Here is a 22,607-nt window from a genome sequence, read left to right on the forward strand (position 1 = left end):
GCAAGCCCCCCTTTCCGTTCACCTGAACCCTTTCCCTAACCCCCAACCAACCATGCCTAAATACCGCACCCAACCCAGTAACGTCAGTGCTGTGTCCGCCTCCAACCGGCTGACCCGCACTCTCCGCCTGAGTCTGGCGACGTGTCTCGCGACCGCTACAGTCGCGATTCCGGCCAGCACTTATGCCCAGGAAGCCGCAGCCACCTCCGGCACCATCACCGGTCGCGTTCAGAACGCAGCCAGTGGTAAATACCTCGGCAACGCCCGCGTCGATGTCGTCGGCACCCAGATCCAGGGCTTCACCGACGAGTACGGTGAGTTCCAGCTGAACGATGTCCCCGTCGGCTCCTACAAACTGAAGGTCTTCTACACCGGCCTCGACTCTAAGGAAGTCTCCGTCGAAGTCCGCGCCGGCGAAATCCTCGCCAAAGAAATCACGCTCACCAGCGCCGACGCCTATGGCACCGGTGACGACACCGTGAAACTCGAAGCCTTCGTCGTTTCGAGCGCCCGCGAACGTGAAGCCGCCGCCCTCGCCATTAACGAGCAGCGCTTCGCCGGTAACATTAAGAGCGTCGTCTCCACCGAAGCATTCGGCGAAATCGCCGAAGGTAATGTCGGTGAATTCATGAAATACATCCCCGGCATCACGATCGACTACGTCGCCGCTGACGCCCGCTCCGCCGGCCTCAACGGTCTCGATGCCTCTTTCACCACGGTCTCCTTCAACGGCAACCGTCTCGCCAGCGCCGCCTCCGGTGGCGTAGGCCGCACCTTCGAGTTCGAGTCCGCTACGATCAGCAGCGCTTCCCGTATCGAAGTCACCAAACTCCCCACACCCGAGACTTCCGCTGAAGGTCTCGCCGGCTCTATCAACTTGGTGCCGAAAAACGCCTTCGAACACGCCAAGGAAAAGCTCTCGATCAATGCTTACCTCGGTATGCACAACGAAGAGCTCTCTTTCCGCAAAGAAGGTGGCATCGGCGGCGAGAAGCAGTTCTTCTCCCTTCCCAACTTGAGTTTCTCATATGTGAACCCGCTCTCGAAGACCCTTGGCTTCACCATCAGCGGCCAGTCCTCGAACCAGTTCACTGATCAACACCGCACCGCTCCCACATGGAATTGGGGCCAGGGTGGCGGCAGCGTCACCAATCCGATCATGACGGGTTACACCCTTCAAGACGGCCCTAAGATCTCCTACCGTGAAGGCCTCAGCGGCCGTATCGACTGGAAGTTCCTCCCCGGCCACGTGATCTCGTTCTCGGCAGGCACCAACTATTACGCCACCGAGTTCAACAACCGTAACATCAACTTCACCCCCGGCACCACGACTGCCACCTTCGTCCAGGGCGGTACCGGTAACTCCTTCGGTCCCAGCTTTACCCAAAGCGCCAGTGGGCAGGGTGCTGTTACTCACGGCCAGAGCTTTCGCGATAAGGCGACTGTCACGAATAACTTCGATATCACTTACCGCTTCAAAGGCCGCCTCTGGGAAGTGGACTCCAGCCTCTATGCCTCAAACTCCCGCGGCTGGTACCCACTCAAAACCTTCGAGAGCTTGAACGTCTCGATGGTCAATCCGGACACCGCCACAAGCGTGCTCGTCACCAACAACACGACCAACGTCACCGCGCTCCAAACCCGCGTGAACGTTCGCTACGAAAGCGACGGCAGCCCCTTCCCAGCTCCCGACCGCTTCTTCGTCACCGGCACCAACGGTACAGTCATCGATCCTTTCAAGCTGAGCAGCTACCGCGTTAACTCCGCGCGTATCCGTCCTCAGAAGGGCGAAGACACCTTCTCGGGCGTTAACTTCAAGGTGAAGCGTCACCTCGATTTCCTCCCGTTCTACTCCTCGATCAAGGTCGGTGGCGAAATCCGCGAACAGATCCGTAACGTCCGAGCCTGGCAGGAAGATCTCAACTTCACCGCCACCGACAAAAACGCTGCACAGTTCCTGGATAGAAACTACAACAATGCCGACAACGGCTTTGGCTTTAGCAATATCGAGTGGCCTGACCCCTACGCCGCATGGGCGGCCTATCAAGCGAACCCAGCGCTCTTCGTCGCCAACACCGGTCAGCAAGAAGCCGCGCGCCGTTTCTACCTCCAGAACTCACAGTACATCACAGAGACCGTCACCAGTGGTTTCATCCAGCAAGACGTTAAGCTGATCGATAACCGCCTCAGCCTCGTGTACGGCGTTCGTTACGAAAAGACGGAAGATGAAGGCAAAGGTCTGAAAATTAACGGCCAGGGCAACAATCTCGCCAACATCGCCGCCAACTGGCGGGAACGCGGCCAGAATGTCACCAAGGACTACGACGGATATTACCCGAGCATTAATTCCAGCTTCACGCTCACGGAAAACACCATCATCCGCGCCGGTTACGCAAAATCCTTCGGCCGCCCGAACTTCGTGAACATCATTCCGCTAACTCGCGTCAATGACACGAACGCTGTAGAAAACGACAGCATCGGTAACATCAATGCTTACACCGCTCTGGTCCGTAACACCGGCCTCAAGCCCTACGAGGCGGACAACTACGATGTCACCGTTGAGCACTACCTGCCCAAAGCTGGTCTCGCGTCCGTTCGTGGCTTCGTGAAAGACGTCACGGGCTTTTTCGTAGACTCTAAACGATCCATCACCTCTGCGGATATTGCCGCGTTTAACATCGAAGCAGCTGAAGGTGCCACGCTCCTTGCGAATAGCGGTCAGATCGAAACAACCGAAAACGCCAGCAAACCTGCGCGTCTGGCCGGATTCGAGCTCACCTACCGCATCGCAGAGCTGCCTTACATTCCAGCCAGCATCGGCAAGCTCGGCTTCTACGCCTCGTACACCAGACAGCGTACCACCGGTGCCGGTCAGGATGAGTTCACCCAGTTTGCCCGCGAATTGGGAAATGCTCGACTCAACTACTCCAAGGGTAACTTCCAGTCGGCCATTGGTGTGAACTACACCACTCGCCGCAAGGTGACCAAAGGATACTTGGGATCGACTACCTCCAATGACCGTTACGGCACCGCAAACAACCTCTTCGTTGAATTCATCCCGCGTCGTATCGTGATCGATGTCAGCGCTGACTACCGTCTCGACAAACGTTGGAGCCTCTTCGCGAACGTTCGTAACATCACGAACGAAGCCAACTCCATCCAGGAAGTATACAACGACTTCTCGCCTGACTACAGCCACGTTAACCGCTTCGAGCAGTACGGAGTGCTGATCAACGTCGGCGTCAAAGCCGAGTTCTAAGATCACTCCTCAGCTGAGTCTAAAAGGCCTTCAAGCCCGCAGCCCTCACCGGCTGCGGGCTTTTTATTTCCTCATCCGTCACCTCCTCCTTTCACCCTTCACTTTTCACTCCTCCCCCTCATCCGCCGCTCTCAATCAACCGCGTCACCAGCGCCGTCCATCCCGTCTGATGACTCGCCCCGAGCCCTTGCCCGCTATCGCCGTGGAAGAACTCGTGAAACAGCACCAGATCCTGCCAATGCGGATCGCTCACGTAGCGCGATTCCAGCCCATTGCACGGCCGACGCCCGCTAGCGTTCGGCATGAACAACCCCACCAGCCGCTGCGACAGCTCCCGCGCCGCCTGCTTCAATGTCACGCGATGCCCGCTCCCCGTCGGGAACTCCACCGTGAACGTGTCCCCATAAAAATGGTGATACCGCTCCAGCGCCTCGATCAGCAGATAATTCACCGGCATCCACACCGGCCCGCGCCAGTTCGAGTTTCCGCCAAACAGCCAGCTGTTCGAATCGCCCGGCACATAATCCACGCAGTACTCCTGTCCGCCCGCCTTCAGCACGTACGGATGATCCTTATACACGCGCGACAACGACCGTACGCCGTGCGGCGATAAAAATTCTTTCTCGTCGAAAACGTACTTCAACACCCGCTCCAGCCGCTCCCGAGTCGGGATCGCCAGCAGGTGCCGCCCCTTCGAGCAGCCGTCGTGCGAGAAATACGAGATCTGCCCCGCCAAATCTTTCCGGTGCTCAAGAAACCACCGCGTCCGCTTCGCAAAACCCGGCAGACAATCCAGCCGCTCCTCCTCGATAAACTCCACCGCGAACAGCGGGATGATTCCCACCATCGAGCGCAGCCGCACCGGTGAGGTCTGCCCATCGACCATCAGCTGGTCATAATAAAATCCGTCTTCCTCGTGCCAAAGCCCGTTTCCGCCGAGTCGGTTCATCGCATCCGCGATCGCCACGAAATGTTCGAAGAACTTCGACGCGATGTCCTCATATTCTGGCTGCGTCTCGGCTAGCTCTAACGCCATCGCCAGCATCGTCCCGCAGTAAAACGCCATCCACGCCGTCCCGTCCGCCTGCGCCAGCGCCCCACCCGTCGGCAACGGCTTCGAGCGGTCAAACACGCCGATGTTGTCCAATCCGAGAAACCCGCCCGCAAAAATATTTTTCCCCGTCGGATCTTTCCGGTTCACCCACCACGTGAAATTCAACAACAGCTTCTGAAATACCCGCGCCAGAAACTGCCGGTCACGTCCACCGCGCGGCCCCGTCATCTTGTACACACGCCAGCATGCCCACGCGTGCACCGGGGGATTCACATCCGAGAAATTCCACTCGTACGCCGGGATCTGTCCGTTCGGGTGCATGTACCATTCGCGCAGCAACAGGTTCAGCTGGTCCTTCGCGAAATGCGCGTCCACCCGCGCAAACGGAATCATGTGAAACGCCAGATCCCACGCCGCGAACCACGGGTACTCCCACTTGTCCGGCATCGAGAGGATGTCCCGGTTGAACACATGCTCCCACTCCGCGTTGCGCCCCGTCAGCCGCGCCGCCGGCGGCTTCGGCTGCTCCGGATCGCCGACCATCCAGTCCTTCACCACGTAGTGATAAAACTGTTTCGACCACAGCAGCCCCGCGTACGCCTGCCGCGCCACGTTCGTCTGCTCGCTCCCCGGCAACGGCGGCATCGTAAACTCTCCCGTCTTCACCGCCGCCGGCAGCGGCCGCTCCTTGAGCAGCTCCGCATAAAACGCATCCGCCTCGTGCCGTCTTGACGCCAGCACCGCCGCAAAATTCCCGCCAAAAACCTCCGCCGGCTGCTCCTTGTCCGAAAATAACCGCAGCCGCATCACTCGCGACTCCCCCGCCGCCAGCACCAGCGTCCGGTGCGCCGCCACCTTCGTCCCCTGCTGCCGCGAATTCACTTTCTCCGTACGCCCCTGCACCACCGCCTCGTGAAACGCGTCCTTCACGTACGGCGACGCATTCGTCCCGCCGAAAAGTTTTTCCGCGTTTGTCTCATTCTCCGTAAACAACCACTCCGTCTTCCCGCGTCCGTCCGCAGTGCCCGCACCTGCGCTTCGCTCCCCTTCCACCTCCAGGAAAAACCGCTCCAGCGTCGCGTGATCGCACTGCACGCGATTCTCCGCCACCTGCTTCAACTTCGGCTTTACCTCGCAGCCTTCGTGCGTGCAGCCCCACGACCACGTGTTGCGATACCACAACGTCGGCAGCAACCGCAGCCGCGCCTCCTCCGGGCCGCGATTCGCCACCGTGATCTGAATCAACAAATCGTTCGGCCCGCCCTTCGCGTACTCCACGAACACATCGAAGTACCGCCCGTCGTCGAACACCCCCGTGTCCAGCAACTCGTACTCTGGCTCATCGCGCCCCCGCTTCCGATTCTCCGCGCGTAACTTCTCATACGGAAACTCCGCCTGCGGATATTTATAGAGCGCCTTCAGGTACGAATGCGTCGGCGTCGCATCGAGGTAGTAATAACACTCCTTCACGTCCTCGCCGTGATTCCCCTCAGGCCCGCTCAGACCAAACATCCGCTCCTTCAAAAACGGATCGCGCTCGTTCCACAGCGCCAGCCCGAAACACAACCGGCACTCCCGGTCCGTGATTCCCAGCATTCCGTCTTCGCCCCACCGATACGCCCGGCTGCGCGCCTGCTCATGCGTGAAATAATTCCAGCTCTCACCATCCTCCGAGTAATCCTCGCGCACCGTCCCCCACTGCCGCTCCGCCAGATACGGCCCCCAGCGCTTCCAGTTCTTCGCCCGCCTCGCGTCCTCCTCCAGCCGGATGCGCTCGGCATTCAGTGAACTCGCGGGCTGTCTGTTTTTCGTGGCCATGCGGTAAGTGCGTGGTTTCTGGAACGGGCTGGTTTTCCGGTGGAGGGCGGCGCTTCGTCGCCGCCGTTCGGCTAAATCGTCAGCGCCACGCGATTTTATCGAGAATAAACTCCGCCACCGCCCGCTTCGGAGCCGGCCCGAACACCGCCCGCTCCCCGCTTCGCCCGATCACGATCACCGCGTTGTCCACCGCCTCCATCCCGATGCCCGCGCGCCCCACATCGTTCGCCACGATCCAATCCAGATTTTTTTCCGTCAACTTCCGCCGCGCGTACAACTCCACATCCCGAGTCTCCGCCGCGAATCCCACCACCCGTTGCGCCGCCGTCTTCCGCGCCGCGAGCGTCTTCAAAATATCCACCGTCGGCTCCAGCTCCAGCACCAGCGCCGCCTCGGCCTTCTTCGTCTTGTGCACCTCCATCGCCTTCGGGCGGAAATCCGCCACCGCCGCCACCGCGATGAATAAATCGCACCGCGCGAACAACGGCTCGCATGCCGCGAACATCTCCTGCGCCGACACCACGCGGTGCACCGTCACCCCCACCGCCGCCTTGATCGCCACCGGCCCGCTCACCAGATCGACCTCCCATCCACGAGCCACCGCCGCTTCCGCCAGCGCATAGCCCATCCGCCCGCTCGATCCGTTGCTCAAAAAACGCACCGGATCGAGATGCTCGCGCGTCGGTCCGGCAGTGAGCAGACAACGAAGAGGCTTGGTCATGGGTTTTCGATGACACCACGAACCATGCCTGTCCACCGCCCGCGCAGAGATTTCACAACACTGCCCGCAACGCCCCCACGCCCTCCGCCCCGGCGAGCGCATACACATGCCGCTCGTCACTCCACACCGCCGACATCACGCCGTCACGCCCCGCATCGACGATCTGCACCGCCTCCGCCCCCACCCGCATCCACGCGTTCTCTGGCCGCTTCATCACGTACAGATGAAATTCTTTCCCCCCGCGCTCGAAGCACACTTCCAGCACATCGCGCCCGTCGTACCGCACCGTCCGGCACCCATTCGCCTTCAATGCGTCGAACTCGATCGGCAACGCCCCGCCCAACCGCCGCTTCGCATCGCTCACGATCGCCGCCAGCTGCCCCATGCCCGGCCCGTGCGCATCGTGATTCGCCGCCTCGATCAGATCGTTCATCGCAAACGCTCCGAAACGCTTCGCCTCGTCCGCCGCCGCGAACCGCGGCCAGCTCACGCCCGCCACGCCGAGCATCAACACGACCGACGCCGCCAGCGCCATCCAGCGCGGCTGACTCCACCAACTCCGCTCCCGCTGCTGCTCCGCACGCGCACTCATCTTGCCGCCTGCCAGGATCGCCTCGCGCAATCCCGCCGGCGGCATCACCGCCCGCATCTTCGTCGCGACCGCCTTGTCCAGCGCCTGCTCGCGCTCCAGCCAGCGCCCCAGCTCCGGATCGCGCTTCGCCTGTTCGAGCGCCTCCGCGAAACGCGCGTCGCCCGCATCGGCACCACTCGCCCGATACGCCTTCAGAATGAACTTTGCCTCTTCGTTATCCATGACCGGCCTTTCCTTTTGAACTGGGGAACTTCACCACCGAACCGCCACCCGCCGCGTTTTCCTTCGCCGCCGTGAGTCTCGCCCGCAGCTGCGCCTTCCCGCGCGACAGCCGCGACATCACCGTGCCGATCGGAATCTCCAGCACGTCCGCGATTTCCTGATACGAAAGCTCCTCGATATAAAACAACGTCAGCGGTGCACGGAACGCCTCATCCACCTCCTGCAACGCCGCCATCACGACCTCGGCATCCATCGACGACACCGTCTCTGGCGCGAGCGTCACCTGCTCCACCTCCGCCTCGTTGACCGTGTCCAATGCCGTCATCCGCTCCCCGCGCCGCCTCCCCTTCAAAAACTCCCGGTACAGCGTCGTGAACAGCCACGACTTCGCCTTCTCCGCCTCCCTCAGCGCGTGCCCTTTCGTCGCCCACACATAAAACGTCTGCTGCGTCAGGTCGCACGCATCCGCCTCACTCCGCGCCAGACTCAGCGCGAAACGGTACAGCGCCGGATAAAACCGGTCCACCAGCTGGATGAAGTCTGCGTCGGCCATGGAAAAAAGAAGTCCTTCGTCAGCGTTGCGCGGCGCGCTCCATCACTTCGTTTCCGTTTTATTGATCAACACGCGATCAAGCGAAAACGCCCCCGGCCCAAACGCCAGCACCATCACCGCCACCAGCAAAAACATAAACGGCGCCGCACTCGTGAACTTTTCCGGCTCATTAAAAATCGCCCGCAACGCCTCGTTATCCGCCGTCACGTACGCCACCACCATCGTCCCCGCCAGCGGCACGCTCACCAGCCGCGACGCCAGTCCGATCACCAGCAACGCCCCGCCCACGCACTCCACACCGCCCGCCATAAACGCATTCACCTTCGGAAGCGGAATCCCCAGCCCGCCAAAAAACTCCGCCGTCCGCTCCAGATTCATGAGTTTACCCCAACCCGTCTGAGCAAACTGCCACCCCCAATAAACCCGCAGCACCAGCAGCAGCGGCGACCGCAGATAATCCGCCACCGCCTCAAAGCGCCCGTACCATTTTGAAATTTCCATGCTCATGAGAGCTCCCACCCGCACCTTTATTCCCCAGGTCGACGCGCTCTTTCCGAAACGTCGCCCCCACTTCGCCTCACCTCATGCCGAAATTCCCCGCCAATCGTGAACCCCTGCCGACTCCCCTCCCATCCGTTCCCATCTGAGAAATCCGTGGTTAAAACTTCCATCTTCTCTCCGTCCCCACCACGCCCCTCCTCCTTCGCGCCTTTGCGTGCCCCACTCCGTCTTCTCCGCGTCTTCACTCCCGCACGCACAACCACCCCAGCCGCATCCACAGCGCAAACCACGCCTGCACCTTCTCCGCCTGCTCCTCTGGCAAAAAATTCGTCCGCACAAACGCCGTCCCACACGCCTCCGGCAAAGTCCGCCCCGCCGCCAGCGCCCGCAACAACCGCGCCGCCTCCGGCTCCAGCCGCTTGTAATAAAGCTGATTGTCCACCCGATGCACCGCCACGTGCACTCGCTCTCGCAACCGCACCAGCGCCACCTTCCCGTCGCTCGCGCCATCAATATCTCCCTCGTTCACCGACCGCTCCGTCACCGCGTTGCTCGCCTCCGCCCGCAGCGCGCTGTCGTTCTTCACCGCCAGCACGTAATCGTCCACCGCATAACCGCACGTCAGCAACGTCAGGTAAGGCTGCACGCGCAGCCGCAACGTCTCCGCCGTCAACCCCGCGAGCATCTTCTTCGTCAGCGGCCTCAGCCGCGCCTCGTCGAACGCCACGATCTGCGCCCACTCAAACCGCGCCAGATCCCCCGCCGCCTCCGTAAACGGCTTCGTCCATTTCGCCTCCGTCTTCACGAAAAGCGGCAGCTTCGCTCCTAGGTTTCTCAACGTAAACGACCGCGATAAATTCTTCGCCAGATACGCCTCCGCCAATTTCCAGAATCGCTCATCGCCGAGCAGCGCACGCACGCCAGGGAAATCCGTCGCAATGCACTCCAGCAGACGAAACCAGTACATCCGGTTGTAGATCTCCACGCGCTCCAGCGGCCGCAGCGTCTTGCTCGGCTTGATCAACTTCGCCACCGCCCGCGCCGACGACGTCCCATCGAACCATTTCGCCTGCGCACGATCCCCCGCCGCCAGCGGCCGCGTCACCGCTGCGAACATCGTCCGCTGCCACGCCAACAAATCACGCGGCTCCAACTCCGGCCCGCGCGCCTTCCGCCTGCGAATGCCTTCCCTGGGAGCGCCGACGTCCCCGTCGGTCTTCCGCTTCCCCCGTCGCACCACCCCACTCATGTCGCCAGCGCCTTCCTTGCCTCACCAATAAACGCATTCGCCTTCAAAGCCTCGGCATGAACCTCATCGAACGACGGTATCTTGTCGTCCCACTCCAGCAGCGTCGCCGTCACTCCGCACCGCTTCGTCGCGTGCGCGTACAGCTTCCACACCGGGTCGAGCACCGGATGATCGTGCGTATCCAGGATGTACTTCTCGAACTTGGTGTGCCCCGCGATGTGCATCTGCCCCACCCGCTCCGCCGGAATCGCGTTCACATAGTCGTACGGATTGAACCCGTGGTTCTTCGACGACACGTAGATATTGTTCACATCGAGCAAAATTCCGCAGTCCGCTCGCTCGACTACTTCGTTGAGAAACTCCCACTCCGTCATCTCCGACGCGTGAAACTCCATGTACGAACTCACGTTCTCCACGCAGATCGGCACCTCTAAAAAATCGCGCACATACCGGATCTTCTCCGCCGTCCGCTTCGCCGCCTCATGCGTGTACGGCATCGGCAACAAATCGTGCGTGTAGCGCCCATCCACGCTCCCCCAGCACAGATGATCCGACAACCACGGCGTCTTCGTCCGCTTCACCAGCGCCTTTAACTTCTTCAGATGAGTCCGGTCCGGCTTCTCCGCCGAACCGAAGTACATTGAGACGCCATGCTGCACCACTTGGTACTGCTCCAAAATCGAATCCAGCACCTCCAGCGGACGCCCCCCATCCACCATGAAATTCTCAGAGATGATCTCGAACCACGCGCACGTCGGCTTCTCCGTCAAAATATGCCGGTAGTGCGGCACGCGCAGCCCCAGCCCTATCCCGTAGTCCGTGTGTCCGTTAAAAGCATTCGCAGGCATGGTGAAAAAAGCGCCGCCTCTCGACGGCGCCAAAATTTCTCTGTCGCCTCAGCTCGCCTTCGCGCCTTCCGGTTTCTTCGCCGTCGAGCAACCGCCCTTGCCCTTGCAGGAGTTCTTTCCCTTGCAGCCGTTGTCGCCCGACTTGCAACCGCCATGGCCCTTGCAGTCGTTCTTCCCTTTGCAGTCATGCGTGCCCTTGCACGACTCCTTCGCCTTGCACCCGTCCTTGCTGTTACAGCCTGACTTCTCTTTCGCGTCGGCGGTTTTTTGAATCTTCGTGCCCGCCGCGGAATCGTTCGCCGGAGAGGCCTTGACCGTGATCGCACCCGCGTAGAGACCGGCAATGGCCGCGCAGGCGAGGAATGTTTTCGTGGAGTTGTTCATGGGATGACGTGTTCGAATAATGTCTCGTTGCGCGCCGCGTCCGACCGGACCCGGAATAATCGCCAACGTACATGAGAGCACCCCGCGCCCGCTTTATTCCCGGACTCCTTTTCCCCACAAAAAACTCGCCTCATCCGCGCCGCCCCAAACGTTGTTCCGATGCTCCGTCTGCTCCTGCCGCCCAATCTCGCCGAAGCCGCTCCGCGCAACGCCATCGCGCTGAAGGTGGAGCTCGACCTGAACGCGCCTCCGAAGCCCGCCCTCTTCCCCGCCCTCGCCGTCCTCCAGCGCCTCTGCGGCAGCGAAAAGCCGCCCGCGTTCATCCAGCTCACCCGCGTCCAGCTCCGCGAACTCGTCACCGCCGCCACCGGCCAGCCCGTCTTCGCTTTCGTCAACACGCCCCACACCAATCTCCTCTGGCTCGGCCAGCGCCTCCGCGGCGTCAGCGAACACCTCACCGACCCCGCCGACCCCCGCCCCACCTCCACCATCTCCGTCCCCCGCTCCGGCTCCATCCGCACCGCCAGCCCTGAACCTCGCGGCCTCCGTCCCTCAACTCTCAGCTCTCAACTCCCAACACCATCAGCGACCACGTCGCTGATGGTCGACGGCTCCGAACACTTCCTCTCCATCAGCCTCCCCTCCCGCGAAAGCCTCAGCTACGCGCCCGCCCTCGACGTCGTCAAAACCGCCGGCTTCGTTCTCGAGCCGTCCTCGCGCAAATGGTGGCTCCGCGACCGCCACAAGGTCCTCAACTTCCTTGCCACCCACGGCCAGCGCCTCCGCGACGAACTCTTCGCCGAGTTCACCGACAACTTCGAAAAAAACACCGCCCGCTTCCGTCACGCCGAGATCGCCTGCGACGCCATCGACAACGGCAATGGCTACAACGTCACCCTCGCCCTCCGCGCCGGTCGCGTATCCGAAGACCAGATTCTCGCCGCCGCCTCCGGCAGCCGCGGCTACGTCGAGGACAACGGCCAGGTTTACCTGATCGCCCCCGAACAACTCCAGAAACTTGCCGAAGCCCAGCGCGCCCTCTCCAGCGAGGGCGGCGTCGGCAGCGCCACCCGCCGCACGCACCGCGTCAGCACCGCCCGCCTCATCGAGGCCGAGGGCATCCTCGAAAAAATCGCCCCGCACTTCCAGCCACCCGAAGCCTGGAAAGCCCGCAGCAACGCCCTCCGCAATCTCTCCGCCCTCAACCCCGCGCCGATCCCGCCCGCGCTCGATGCCCTGCTCCGCCCGTATCAGAAAATCGGCGTCGCCTGGCTCTGGCATCTCCACCGCCACAACCTCGGCGGCATCCTCGCCGACGAAATGGGCCTCGGCAAAACCCTTCAGGCTCTTTCGCTTCTTTCCGCGCTCAACTCGCAGCCCACCGCGCGCAACGCATCTCGCGTCTCCCTCGTCGCCTGCCCCGCCTCGCTCGTGGAAAACTGGCGCCGCGAAGCCGCCCGCTTCGCACCCGAGCTCCGCGTCTTCGTTCACCACGGCTCCAACCGCCTCACCGACGCCAAAGCCTTCGCCGCGCACGATCTCATCATCACCTCCTACGGCACGCTCGCCCGCGACCGCGATCTCTTCTCCGAAACCGACTTCTCCTGCCTCATCGCCGACGAAGCCCAGCACCTCAAAAACCGCCGCTCCCAAAACGCCCAGGCCCTCCGCATCCTCCAGGCCCAGGGCCGGTTCCTCCTCACCGGCACGCCGCTCGAAAACAGCATCGACGACCTCCGCTCCCTCTTCGAAGTCCTCATGCCCGGTTACATCGACCAAGTCCCCAGCGGCACCAAGGCCGAGGAGCGCAACTGGTTCGACGAACGCCTCCGCGCCAAGACCGCGCCCTACATTCTGCGCCGCACCAAAAAAACCGTCGCCCCCGAGCTCCCCTCCAAGATCGAGCAAATCCTCTACTGCGAACTCTCCCCCGCCCAGTCCGCGCTCTACCGGAAGATGCAGGAGGAAACCGAGCGCGCCCTCCTCGACCTCGAAGCCAGCGGCGCCAACGACAACTCCGTCCGCATGGCCACGCTCACGCAGCTCCTCCGACTCCGCCAGGTCTGCTGCGACCCGCGACTCCTCCCGCAGTCCACAAACAAAGCCACCGACTCCGCCAAGCTCGAAGCCTTCCGCGAACTCCTCGCCGAGTCGATCGACGACGGCCACCGCCTCCTCGTGTTCTCCCAGTTCACCGCGCTCCTCGGCCTCCTCCGCGAAGAACTCGAGTCTCAAGAAATCCCCTACGCCTACCTCGACGGCTCGATGACGCCCAAAGCCCGCCAGGCCGAGGTCGATAAATTCAACACCTCCACCACGCTCCCCGTCTTCCTCATCTCGCTCAAGGCTGGCGGCACCGGCCTCAACCTCACCTCCGCCGATACCGTCGTCCACTTCGACCCTTGGTGGAATCCCGCCGTCGAAGCCCAGGCCACCGACCGCGCCCACCGCATCGGCCAGACCAAGGTCGTCACCAGCTACAAACTCATCTGCTCGGGAACGGTGGAAGAAAAAGTCCTTCAACTTCAGGAATCGAAACGCGCCCTCCTCGCCGACGTCTTCGAAGCCAGCGACGCCGTCTCCGCCAAACTCACCCTCGCCGACCTCCGCTCCCTGCTCACCTCGTAACCCTGGGAGCGCCGACGTCCCCGTCGGCTTCCGAAAATCGTACTCGTTCTCGCGGCTTTTCCGGAGTCGAGAACGAGCCCGATTCAATCCCGGCCCGTGCCTTTCTTTGCGCCTTCGCGCCTTTGCGTGAGCACCTTCCGACAATCCACAATTCCGACCTCCGTCCTTCGATCAGCCCTTTGCTGCCCACCTTCGTCTCTCCGCGTCTTCGCTCTTCCCCTCCTCCCTTCCTTCCCTCCGTTTCGCGCCTCCGCCCTTCAGCGTTTCCGCGATAAACTCCCCGCCGTCGCCTCCGCGATCTTCCCCTCCAACTCCAAAACCATCTCCGCACCCCACCCCTCACGCCTCGCCTGCGCCAGCCGTTCCTCCAACCACACCACCTGCTGTTCCGACCGCACACGTTCCAACTCCGGCTCATACAACGCCGGATCGCGCGACCGCACCCATGCCCCGACATAGATGGCGACGCTGACGGCAAAAACCAAAAGGACTGCAAGGACTTCAGGCATGGCAAAATAAGTCGCCGATCCCACTCCAGCCACCGCTCCGGCACCACTCCGAACTTCCACGAAAATCCCATTGACGCACGAAAAGCCCGCCCCTTTATCCTGACCCCTCTTTCGTCGCCAAGATAGCTCAGTTGGTAGAGCAGAGGACTGAAAATCCTCGTGTCCTCGGTTCGATTCCGAGTCTTGGCACCACTTTCAAGCCGCGTGAACGCGGTGATCTGGCGGGGATCACAATGGACTGACCCGCGAAAGCTGTCTTGTTTGCTGCGATGTTCGAGGCTGTCACGATCCGCCCCCAGTATCGGTACTCTCAAGATCCCATCGATATAGGCTTCCTTTTCGAGTGCCTGCTCTTTTACAGGCGCGTCTACGTTCAAGGAAACCACATCGTTCTGGAGCAATTAGTGAAGTATTTCGGCCCAGAACTCCTCATGGAACTGATGAGTTCCGGCACTATGGAGATTCTTTACGAAGAGGACCACTTAGCCATCCATTCATCGACCGACCAATCCGGATTTGCCATCCACAACCCTGTAACGTTCAGCGCACCTCATCGAGCGCTGCCTGAACAGCTAAGATCTACGTTGATCAACTATTATGATCGCGCCGGAAAGGGACGAAGAGCGGCAATCAGAATGCAGCCCTTCATTAAGACGGTGCGCTACGACGCCACTCTTTTAGACGGAGTGAAAGCTAGTTTCAGAGACAAGGATTTCGTCGAGCAGGCAGTTAGAAGTCTACTTTTCAGATGGGTTCCTGAAGTCCCGCCAACACACAGATTTCGATTCTCGTGCGAAGAAACAGAAAAGGGATTTGTCGTTTCGACCGACCTGGATTTCGCAGTGCTGAACGAATTCTTCCATAGAAGAATCTCAAAGGACCGCACGGTTCTCACCCCCGCCCACTTGCTCTCTACTCTTTCAGATGCCGAGTCCCACGCATTTGTTTCAGCGCGTCAACTGAGCGAGATTGCAACGGACGAAGTAGGAAGCGATCTCCTCAAGCTGAGGCTGTACCATCTATTCAACCGGACTCAAAAAAGTGAGAGAGCTAGAAACGATTTCAGTGAAGTCATCTTTGGTGAGGCTCGATCACTACGTGAAGCAATCAACGCCGGGACTATTCCAATGCCCGATCTCATCCGACTAATTAAAAAGGCGGATAAGTTCAAAAGCTGGCTCGAGAAGCAGAGTATGGACCGTGATTTGATGCGAGAGTACTACAAGGAAGTCGCACGTGAGACCTTCTTGGATCGGCTTCCGCCTAAATCCATGCGCTTCGGCATTTTTACTGGAGCTGGTTTTGCGGTGGACGCTCTTTTCCCAACAGGTCTGGCAACTACAGCTGCGCTAGGACTCGGACTTTTCGATTCATTCCTATTGGATAAGTTCACGCGAGGCTGGCGACCGAACCAGTTCATCGAGGGAGAGCTTCAACCAGTTTTCAAAAAAAACCCGTAAGCCATCTGCGGGTCATAGATTGAGCTTTGGTAAAACTCGTTGCGCGATCCTCGTCCCCGCCAGCGCCACCGCCTCCAGCCACCGCCCGCGCAACTCCGCCGTCGTCCGATATCTCACCGGCGGCTGCCGCAAGACCAACGCATCATCCTCGCGCACCAGCCAGCCCCAGCCCACCGGCACTTCATGCGCCTCCACGATCCCCGGCTCCGTCACGAGATACAGATGATCCGCCGCGTGATACCGGCTGAGCCGCGCGAACTTCACGCAATTCGCCAGTTTGCTCTGCAACACGCCCAGCTCCCGTTCGAGCGCGTGCAATGTCTCATGCCGCAACCCAGCCAGATCGTACTCGTCGAACTCCGCGAACAACGCCACCCCCCGCCGCAAATCCGGCCGGTGCACCGCGATCATCGCGCGTAGCTCACCCACCCGCGCCGCCAGCTCCACACTTCGGCTGCGCACCACCGGCTCATCCGCATGATCGCGGATCAAATCTGCCCGGCACTGCTTGCACTCAAACAACGCCACCACGCCTGCCTCGCTTAACGACTCGCGCGACATCGCCGCCACATCCGCCCGATACCCGCTCTTCGGCACCCGCACCTCGCAGCCCGCGATCGGCAGCCCGTGCTCCAGCGCCCACTGAAAAGCCAGCCGCTTAAGCTCTCGATGTGCCTGGGTTTCGCCGCTGCTCATGATTCGATTCGGAACTCGCCGAGTCCAAAAACAACCCGCCGCCACGTCACTGAAAAAGAAAGTGCTTTCTGACGCACCGCGTCGAAGACCTCGCGAACTCCGCGAGAACTTCGACCATCGTTCTGTCCGTCACCGTCACCAACCCCATGCGCCACCCCGCCCTCCTCCGCCACCGTCCGCTTTTCATCCGCACCTGCGCGCTCCTGATTTTTCTCTCACCCCTCTCCGCCCTCGCCAAAACACTCACCGTCAACCGCCAGGCTTCCCCTGACGCCCAGTACTCGACCATCCAATCAGCCATCGACGCCGCTTCACCCGGCGACGTCATCAAAATCCAGCCCGGCCTCTACCGCGAACGCCTCCGCCTCACCCACTGCGGCGAGTCATCATCTCCGCTCGTTCTCGAAGGCGCACCCGGCGCCATTCTCGACGGCAGCGCCGACGTGCCCTTGAACTGGATACCCGCGCCTGAGATAGCTCCCGGCGTCTATCGGACCTCCATCGACTTCGTCCCCTTCACCGTCGTCGCCGACGAAGGCGTCATTACCACCCTCGACGAAAAACGCACCGACCCCGCGCTCCCCCATCCCGAGCGCGACAACCTCCGCTGGCCCGAAATCTTCAAAAACGGCGTCGGCCCCTCCGGCTGGAAAGGCGTGCGCGCCGTCGCCATGTACCGCCGTAAAGAGCGCGACCTCCTCATCCGCTTCGAGCACGAGCGCGACCCGCGCACCATGCCCATCGTCGTCGCGCCACGCGAAGCGATCATCCACGTCGCCGATTCCGCCCACTGCGTCATTCGCGGCCTCCAGCTGCAAAACAGCGCCTTCGGCATCCTCGCGGAAAACACGCACGACCTCACCATCGAACACTGCGTCATCAAGCGCATCGACTTCGGCATCCACATCGGACGCGGCTCTGCGCGCGCGCTCATCCGCTATAACGAAATCAGCTACGATCCCTACGCCGGTTCCGACTTCCGCCGCCCCGGACAATGGGACGCCTGGGTCGCCTGCAAAAACGCCGGCTTCTACGACCGCTACGCTGTCCGCATCGCCGAGAGCGCGGGCGACCACGAGGTCCACGACAACTTCGTCCACGATCACTGGGACGGCATCCAATCCGGCTATCCCGGCACGCCCGAGCAAAACGCCTCCGTCCGCGTTCACCACAATCGCCTCCTCAACATCTTCGACGACGCCCTCGAAACTTCCGGTGGCCAGACCAACTCCCAATGGCACGACAACCTCATCGAGCACGCCCGCTGCGCCTGCCGTATCAAAGACGCCCAGTCCGGCCCGCTCTACATCTACCGGAATCTCTTCCTCGATAACGGCGAAGACCTCCGCAACTGGGCCAGCGCCAAAGGCCCCGCGCCCGTCACCGTCTGGGTCTATCACAACACCACGACCTCCGACGCCGCCGTCACCATGAACTACCCCGCCGGCGCGCCCATCTCGACGCCACACTATCACTTCGTGAACAACCTCCACTGGTGCCGCACCTGGGTCGCCCAGGCCACCGGCACCGGCGCCAAATACCCGCTCCCCGACTGGCAGGGCGACTACAACGTCTTCGTCCAACAGCCCGTCGAAAAATCCTCCGACAAAAAAGACCGCTGGGCCGACGGCATCGCCATGGCCGAAAAAGCCGGCCTCGACCGCCAAAGCATCTGGATCTCGGATCGCGATCCCGGATTCATCGATGCCGCCACCGGCAATCTCGCCCTCCGCTCTGACAGCCCCGCCCGCCATCGCGGCCAGGATCTCAGCCCCTTCAATCTCCCCGGCTTAACCATCCCCACTTCCGACTCTACCCGACCCGACGCCGGAGCCCTACAATTCGGCGAGCCCATGCCCAAACTCCCACGCACACCGGCCACGCCAAACCGCGACTCCTCGTCCGCTCGCAAATAAAAAAGCGCACACCTTTCAGCGTGCGCCTGTGAACAAAGAAAAAGTCCGCTTAGCGGCTGGCCTTCTTCTCGCGCTTGGCGGCCTTTTTTTCGGCCGGAGTTTTCAACGGCGCCTTCTTGGTCTGTTTCTTCGAGTCCTGTGATTTACCCATGATGGTATGTGTATTGGAGGTTTCGGTTCGGAGTGAAAGTGAACGAAGAAAAGGCATCCGCCCATTTCTTCACTGAAGCGTTTATTCACGCCGCCCGTTCATCTGGCAAGTTCGCTCACGACCTCGGCACCACCTGCACCGGCTCCAGATCTCGCTCCCGCTTTTTCGACTTCCCGGCTCGCGCTTCCGCCTGCCCGCGCTTTCTTCCCTGCCTCTCTGATGCCCGGGCAAAAAAAGAATCCCTCTTCCTCGCCACGCCTGCGCCGCCCCGCCGCGTCCGCATCCGTCGCAAAATCTGCCGCCACTCGCGACGCGAAATCCTCACGCTCGCGCGCCCTACTCCTCATCGACAACCGCCCGCTCCAGCGCGCCGCCTGGGCCGAATTCCACACCGCCCGCAAGCGCCACGAAAAAGCCGCCCGCGATCTCCACCGCCACGAAGAGATCGACCGCCCCGCCTACGACGCCTGGCTCCACCGTACTTTCCCCGTCTGGGTCACCACCCTCCGCGACCTCTACGCTGAGGTCTCCACCAAAAGCCACCAGGTCCGCACCGTGATCTTCCTGGCCGAGACCACCGGCCGCTCCCTCAAAAAACTCTGGCACGAACAAAAAGAACGCGCCGCCAACCCCGACGCCTTCAACGACGAAGACGACTCCGATTCCAACGACCCCGACTCCCAAAAATCCTCCGCCGACCACGACCCGCACGACTCCTCCCGCGACTCCGACGAAGACCCCTTCGACGATTTCTTCCACGACGACCCGCGTAGCTCCCGCCAGTCACACCGCTCCGCTTCCTCCGCTCCCGCGCCCGGCCCCTCCGCCAAAGACATCTACCGCCGCCTCGTCCAACACCTCCACCCCGACCGCGGCGGCGTCTGGACACCCGCCCGTCAACGCCTCTGGCACGAAGTCCAGCAAGCCTGGGCCGCCGCCGATGCCGACTGGCTCGCCCGCCTCGAAGTCGAATGGGAAACCGCCAACGAAGTCCTCGGCCCCGACTCGCCCGTCAGCCGTCTCCGCCGCGCCATTACCGAACTCATCGCCGCCCGCCGCGACACCGAGCGCAAACTTCGCAAGTACCGCCACTCCCCGCACTGGCGCTTCACCCTCTCCGAAAAAACCCGCCACCTCCTCCACGCGCGCACTTACGCCAACTTCCGCCACGACGTCGAAATCCTCCAGCAACAGCTCAACCACCTCAACCGCACCATCGCTGCCTGGGAAAAAGACGCCCCCCGCAAATCCCGCTCACGTTGACCTCGTTCCCGCTCTCCTTTTTGCGCCTCTTGCGGCCACAACTCCGGCCTGCTCCCGCCACTCCCCACGTCTTGAACCTGCGTCGTCCCGTCTCCATCAACAATCACCCCATGCCGCCCGAACTCCCCCCGCTTCTTCGCGATCAACGCAAAATCGACGCCGATCATCTGCGCCTCATCGCGTTGTTTCATTTCATCTTTGCCGGCCTTGCACTCGTCGGCCTCGGCTTCCTCGCGCTCCACTGGCTCTTCATGAGTACCTTCCTCGGCGATCCCTCACTCTGGAAAGACCAGAAAAGTGGCCCGCCCCCCGAACAATTTTTTGCGATCTTCCGATGGTTCTACGCCATCTTCGGCGTGCTCATCGTCAGCGGAGGCATCGCCAACCTCATCTCCGGTCTCTTCATCCGCGCCCGCAAAAACCGCACATTCTCGATCGTCGTCGCCGCCTTGAACTGCATTCAAATGCCTTTCGGCACCGCCCTCGGCGTCTTCACCCTGATCGTTCTCACCCGCGAATCCGTGCGCGAAGGCTACAGCACCGATCCTCGTTAACCCTGCGATGGAGGTGCGACGCCCCCGTCGCGCATTCGCATCGCATCCGTTCCCCTCCTTTTTTGCGCAGCTGCGCCTTTTTGTGGCCATAACTCCGTTCCCTTCGCTCTAACTCCCCTCGCCTGAAACCCACCGGCCCAAAAAACAAAAACCACACCACCGGCGAACTCCACCCGCGCAACCTCCACCGCGCGCCCTACGACTTCCCCCGCCTCATCGCCGCGCTCCCGGAACTCGCCCCGTTCGTCCAGCCGCATCCACTTGCCGGTGACACCATCGACTTCGCCAACCCCGCCGCCGTCCTCACCCTCAACCGCGCCCTCCTCAAACTCCACTACGGTATCGCCCACTGGGATCTCCCGTCCGGCTTCCTCTGCCCGCCGGTCCCCAGCCGCGCCGATTACCTCCACCACGCCGCCGATCTCCTCGCCGCCGACACTGCGGACAAAACCATCCCCTGCGGCCCCGCCATCCGCGCCCTCGACCTCGGCACCGGCGCCAACGCCATCTACCCGCTCCTCGCCGCATCCCTCTTCGGCTGGCGCGTCACCGGCACCGACATCGACCCCGCATCCATAAACTGGGCACGTCAGCTCGCCGCCGCCAATCCCCCGCTCGCCCCGCTCCTAGACTTCCGCCTCCAGCCCTCCGCCTCCGCGCTCTTCGCTAACATCACCGCGCCGACCGACTCCTTCGCCCTCTCCCTCTGCAACCCGCCCTTCCACGCCTCACCCGACGAAGCCGCCGCCGGCACGCTCCGCAAAATCCGCAACCTCGGTTCTCCCACCGCACGCAGCTCCGCCAAACTAGCCCTCAACTTCGGCGGACGCCCCAACGAGCTCTGGTGCCCCGGCGGCGAGGTCGCCTTCATCCGCCGCATGATCGCCGAGAGCGCCGCCCGCCCCGCGCTCTGCGTCTGGTTCACCACCCTAGTCTCCAAACGCGCCAGCCTCCCCCTCCTCGAACGCGCTCTCCACTCCGCCCATCCTCACGACGTCCGCATCATCACGATGTTCGCCGGCCAAAAACAAAGTCGCCTCCTCGCCTGGACCTTCCTCTCTCCCGCCGAACGCCGCACGCGTCTCACCTCCGTCACTTCCACCCCGGCCTGATTTCCCCGCACCGTCCGCCTCCCGCGTTCGATCATCGCGCCATGCCCCTCAGCCACAAAAAACTCTCCGCATGGTACCACCTGCTCGCGCAAAACCTCGACGCCGGTCTTCCCTTCTCCGCCGCCCTGCGCGCCTCGATCGGTAACGGCGCCCCCGCCTCCGCTCTCCTCCGCATGGCCGAGATCACCGAGCTCGGCGGCTCGATCGACGACGCCCTCCGCTCCACCGGCTCATGGCTGCCCGCCTCCGACCGCCTCTTTATTTCCGCAGGTGCCGAGACCGGCCGCCTTCCCCGCGTCCTCCGCAACCTCTCCACTCGCCACGCCCAATTCAGCGCCGTCAAAACCCGCCTGCTCCTCGCCTGCGCCTACCCGCTCGCAGTCCTCCACCTCGGCCTCCTCCTCTTCCCGCTCCTGCGCATGATCGACTGGGAAAAAGGCTTTCTCTGGAACGCCTCCGCTTACGTCACGACTCTCGCCTGCACACTCCTCCCGCTCTGGCTCGCGATCACCACGCTCCTGGTTCTCTCCCGCCGCCAAAGCCCGCTCCTCTTCCAACTCGCCCGCCTGCTGCCCGCCTTTCGTGGATACGCGACTTCCCAAGCGCTCGCCGACTTAGCCTTCGCCCTCGGCAACTTCCTCGAAGCCGGTCTCCGCATCGATCACGCCTGGCAGGCCGCCGGCACGATTACCCCATCGCCCGCCCTCCGCACCGCCGCCCGCGCCATCGACGCCGTCATCGCGCGCGGCGAACAACCCGGCCCGCACCTCCCGCAACACCCCTGCTTCCCCGCCGACTTCACCGCCCTCTACCGCACCGGCGAACTCACCGGCCAGCTCGAACAAAACCTCCTCCGCCTCGCCGAACAAAACCAGGAGCGCGCCGACACCTCCCTTAAAGTCGCCAGCCTCCTCTACCCCGCGCTTCTCTTCATCGCCGTCGTCATCCTAGTCGGCTACCACGCCGTCTCCTTCTACTCCGGCTACATCAAAATGCTCGAATCCCTCGCCACGACATAGGCCCCGCGTACTCGCACGCGCCCTCGTGCATCTTTTGCGTCCACACCTTTCCCCGAAATGCGCTAGCAACCTCTCCACGTTTCGCGAATCTCACCCCG

18 protein-coding genes and 1 tRNA gene are annotated in these 22,607 nt (G+C 62.1%); 9 read left to right on the top strand and 10 right to left on the bottom strand.

What is annotated here, in order from left to right:
* Positions 1 to 52 precede the first annotated feature (52 nt).
* A complete protein-coding gene (locus tag CMV30_RS02505) occupies positions 53 to 3,259 on the top strand; it encodes a TonB-dependent receptor domain-containing protein (protein WP_175414704.1) in 3,207 nt (1,068 codons plus the stop codon).
* 118 nt (positions 3,260 to 3,377) lie between these two features.
* Here CMV30_RS02505 and CMV30_RS20590 read toward each other — a convergent pair whose 3' ends face one another.
* The 8 genes from CMV30_RS20590 to CMV30_RS02545 all read right to left on the bottom strand — a co-directional run bounded on the left by CMV30_RS20590 (position 3,378) and on the right by CMV30_RS02545 (position 11,201).
* Positions 3,378 to 6,131: an MGH1-like glycoside hydrolase domain-containing protein gene (locus CMV30_RS20590; RefSeq protein ID WP_096054557.1), complete on the bottom strand. Its 2,754-nt coding sequence runs from the start codon at positions 6,129 to 6,131 to the stop codon at positions 3,378 to 3,380.
* A 79-nt stretch (positions 6,132 to 6,210) separates the two neighbouring features.
* Complete coding sequence (locus tag CMV30_RS02515) at positions 6,211 to 6,852, bottom strand: phosphopantothenoylcysteine decarboxylase domain-containing protein (RefSeq protein ID WP_175414705.1); 642 nt, start codon at positions 6,850 to 6,852, stop codon at positions 6,211 to 6,213.
* A gap of 52 nt (positions 6,853 to 6,904) precedes the next feature.
* Entirely contained in the window at positions 6,905 to 7,666 is a 762-nt protein-coding gene (locus CMV30_RS02520) for a DUF3379 family protein (RefSeq protein ID WP_096054559.1), read from the bottom strand.
* Positions 7,659 to 8,219: an RNA polymerase sigma factor gene (locus tag CMV30_RS02525; protein ID WP_096054560.1), complete on the bottom strand. Its 561-nt coding sequence runs from the start codon at positions 8,217 to 8,219 to the stop codon at positions 7,659 to 7,661. The genes CMV30_RS02520 and CMV30_RS02525 overlap by 8 nt, the downstream gene beginning before the upstream one ends.
* 42 nt (positions 8,220 to 8,261) lie before the next feature.
* Positions 8,262 to 8,720: a DoxX family protein gene (locus CMV30_RS02530; protein ID WP_245844377.1), complete on the bottom strand. Its 459-nt coding sequence runs from the start codon at positions 8,718 to 8,720 to the stop codon at positions 8,262 to 8,264.
* 241 nt (positions 8,721 to 8,961) lie between these two features.
* Complete coding sequence (locus CMV30_RS02535; protein WP_096054562.1) at positions 8,962 to 9,969, bottom strand: HvfC/BufC N-terminal domain-containing protein; 1,008 nt, start codon at positions 9,967 to 9,969, stop codon at positions 8,962 to 8,964.
* Positions 9,966 to 10,817, bottom strand: a complete 852-nt coding sequence (gene bufB / locus CMV30_RS02540; RefSeq protein WP_096054563.1) for an MNIO family bufferin maturase — start codon at positions 10,815 to 10,817, stop codon at positions 9,966 to 9,968. The genes CMV30_RS02535 and bufB overlap by 4 nt, the downstream gene beginning before the upstream one ends.
* A gap of 48 nt (positions 10,818 to 10,865) precedes the next feature.
* Positions 10,866 to 11,201, bottom strand: coding sequence for a hypothetical protein (locus CMV30_RS02545; RefSeq protein ID WP_096054564.1), 336 nt, complete (start codon positions 11,199 to 11,201; stop codon positions 10,866 to 10,868).
* Between the two features lie 159 nt (positions 11,202 to 11,360).
* Between CMV30_RS02545 and CMV30_RS02550 the strand changes: the two genes are divergently transcribed.
* Positions 11,361 to 13,829, top strand: coding sequence for a DEAD/DEAH box helicase (locus tag CMV30_RS02550; RefSeq protein WP_096054565.1), 2,469 nt, complete (start codon positions 11,361 to 11,363; stop codon positions 13,827 to 13,829).
* A gap of 257 nt (positions 13,830 to 14,086) precedes the next feature.
* On the opposite strand, the gene CMV30_RS19210 is transcribed toward CMV30_RS02550, so the two are convergent.
* The gene (locus CMV30_RS19210) at positions 14,087 to 14,338 is read right to left on the bottom strand and encodes a hypothetical protein (protein ID WP_138223077.1); all 252 of its coding nucleotides are present in this window, start codon (positions 14,336 to 14,338) and stop codon (positions 14,087 to 14,089) included.
* 116 nt (positions 14,339 to 14,454) lie between these two features.
* On the opposite strand from CMV30_RS19210, the gene CMV30_RS02560 reads away from it, so the two are divergent.
* Both CMV30_RS02560 and CMV30_RS02565 read left to right on the top strand, forming a co-directional pair.
* Positions 14,455 to 14,530, top strand: a tRNA-Phe gene (locus tag CMV30_RS02560).
* Positions 14,531 to 14,607: 77 nt separating this feature from the next.
* On the top strand, positions 14,608 to 15,798 hold the full coding sequence (locus CMV30_RS02565) for a hypothetical protein (RefSeq protein WP_096054567.1): 1,191 nt from the start codon (positions 14,608 to 14,610) through the stop codon (positions 15,796 to 15,798).
* 12 nt (positions 15,799 to 15,810) lie between these two features.
* On the opposite strand, the gene CMV30_RS02570 is transcribed toward CMV30_RS02565, so the two are convergent.
* Entirely contained in the window at positions 15,811 to 16,494 is a 684-nt protein-coding gene (locus CMV30_RS02570) for a hypothetical protein (RefSeq protein ID WP_096054568.1), read from the bottom strand.
* A 146-nt stretch (positions 16,495 to 16,640) separates the two neighbouring features.
* On the opposite strand from CMV30_RS02570, the gene CMV30_RS02575 reads away from it, so the two are divergent.
* The 5 genes from CMV30_RS02575 (at position 16,641) to CMV30_RS02595 (ending at position 22,509) form a co-directional block, all read left to right on the top strand.
* A complete protein-coding gene (locus tag CMV30_RS02575) occupies positions 16,641 to 18,410 on the top strand; it encodes a right-handed parallel beta-helix repeat-containing protein (protein WP_096054569.1) in 1,770 nt (589 codons plus the stop codon).
* 370 nt (positions 18,411 to 18,780) lie between these two features.
* Positions 18,781 to 19,824 carry a hypothetical protein gene (locus CMV30_RS02580; RefSeq protein WP_096054570.1) on the top strand — a complete coding sequence of 348 codons (1,044 nt, stop codon included), beginning with the start codon at positions 18,781 to 18,783 and terminating at the stop codon, positions 19,822 to 19,824.
* A 71-nt stretch (positions 19,825 to 19,895) separates the two neighbouring features.
* Entirely contained in the window at positions 19,896 to 20,378 is a 483-nt protein-coding gene (locus CMV30_RS02585) for a hypothetical protein (protein ID WP_138223078.1), read from the top strand.
* Positions 20,379 to 20,500: 122 nt separating this feature from the next.
* Positions 20,501 to 21,490, top strand: coding sequence for a 23S rRNA (adenine(1618)-N(6))-methyltransferase RlmF (gene rlmF, locus CMV30_RS02590; RefSeq protein ID WP_096054572.1), 990 nt, complete (start codon positions 20,501 to 20,503; stop codon positions 21,488 to 21,490).
* A gap of 41 nt (positions 21,491 to 21,531) precedes the next feature.
* Positions 21,532 to 22,509 (top strand): type II secretion system F family protein, encoded by a 978-nt coding sequence (locus tag CMV30_RS02595; protein WP_096054573.1) that lies wholly within the window; start codon positions 21,532 to 21,534, stop codon positions 22,507 to 22,509.
* The last annotated feature ends 98 nt before the right edge of the window (positions 22,510 to 22,607 follow it).

It is taken from the genome of Nibricoccus aquaticus (genome assembly GCF_002310495.1).
Lineage (GTDB): Bacteria > Verrucomicrobiota > Verrucomicrobiia > Opitutales > Opitutaceae > Nibricoccus > Nibricoccus aquaticus.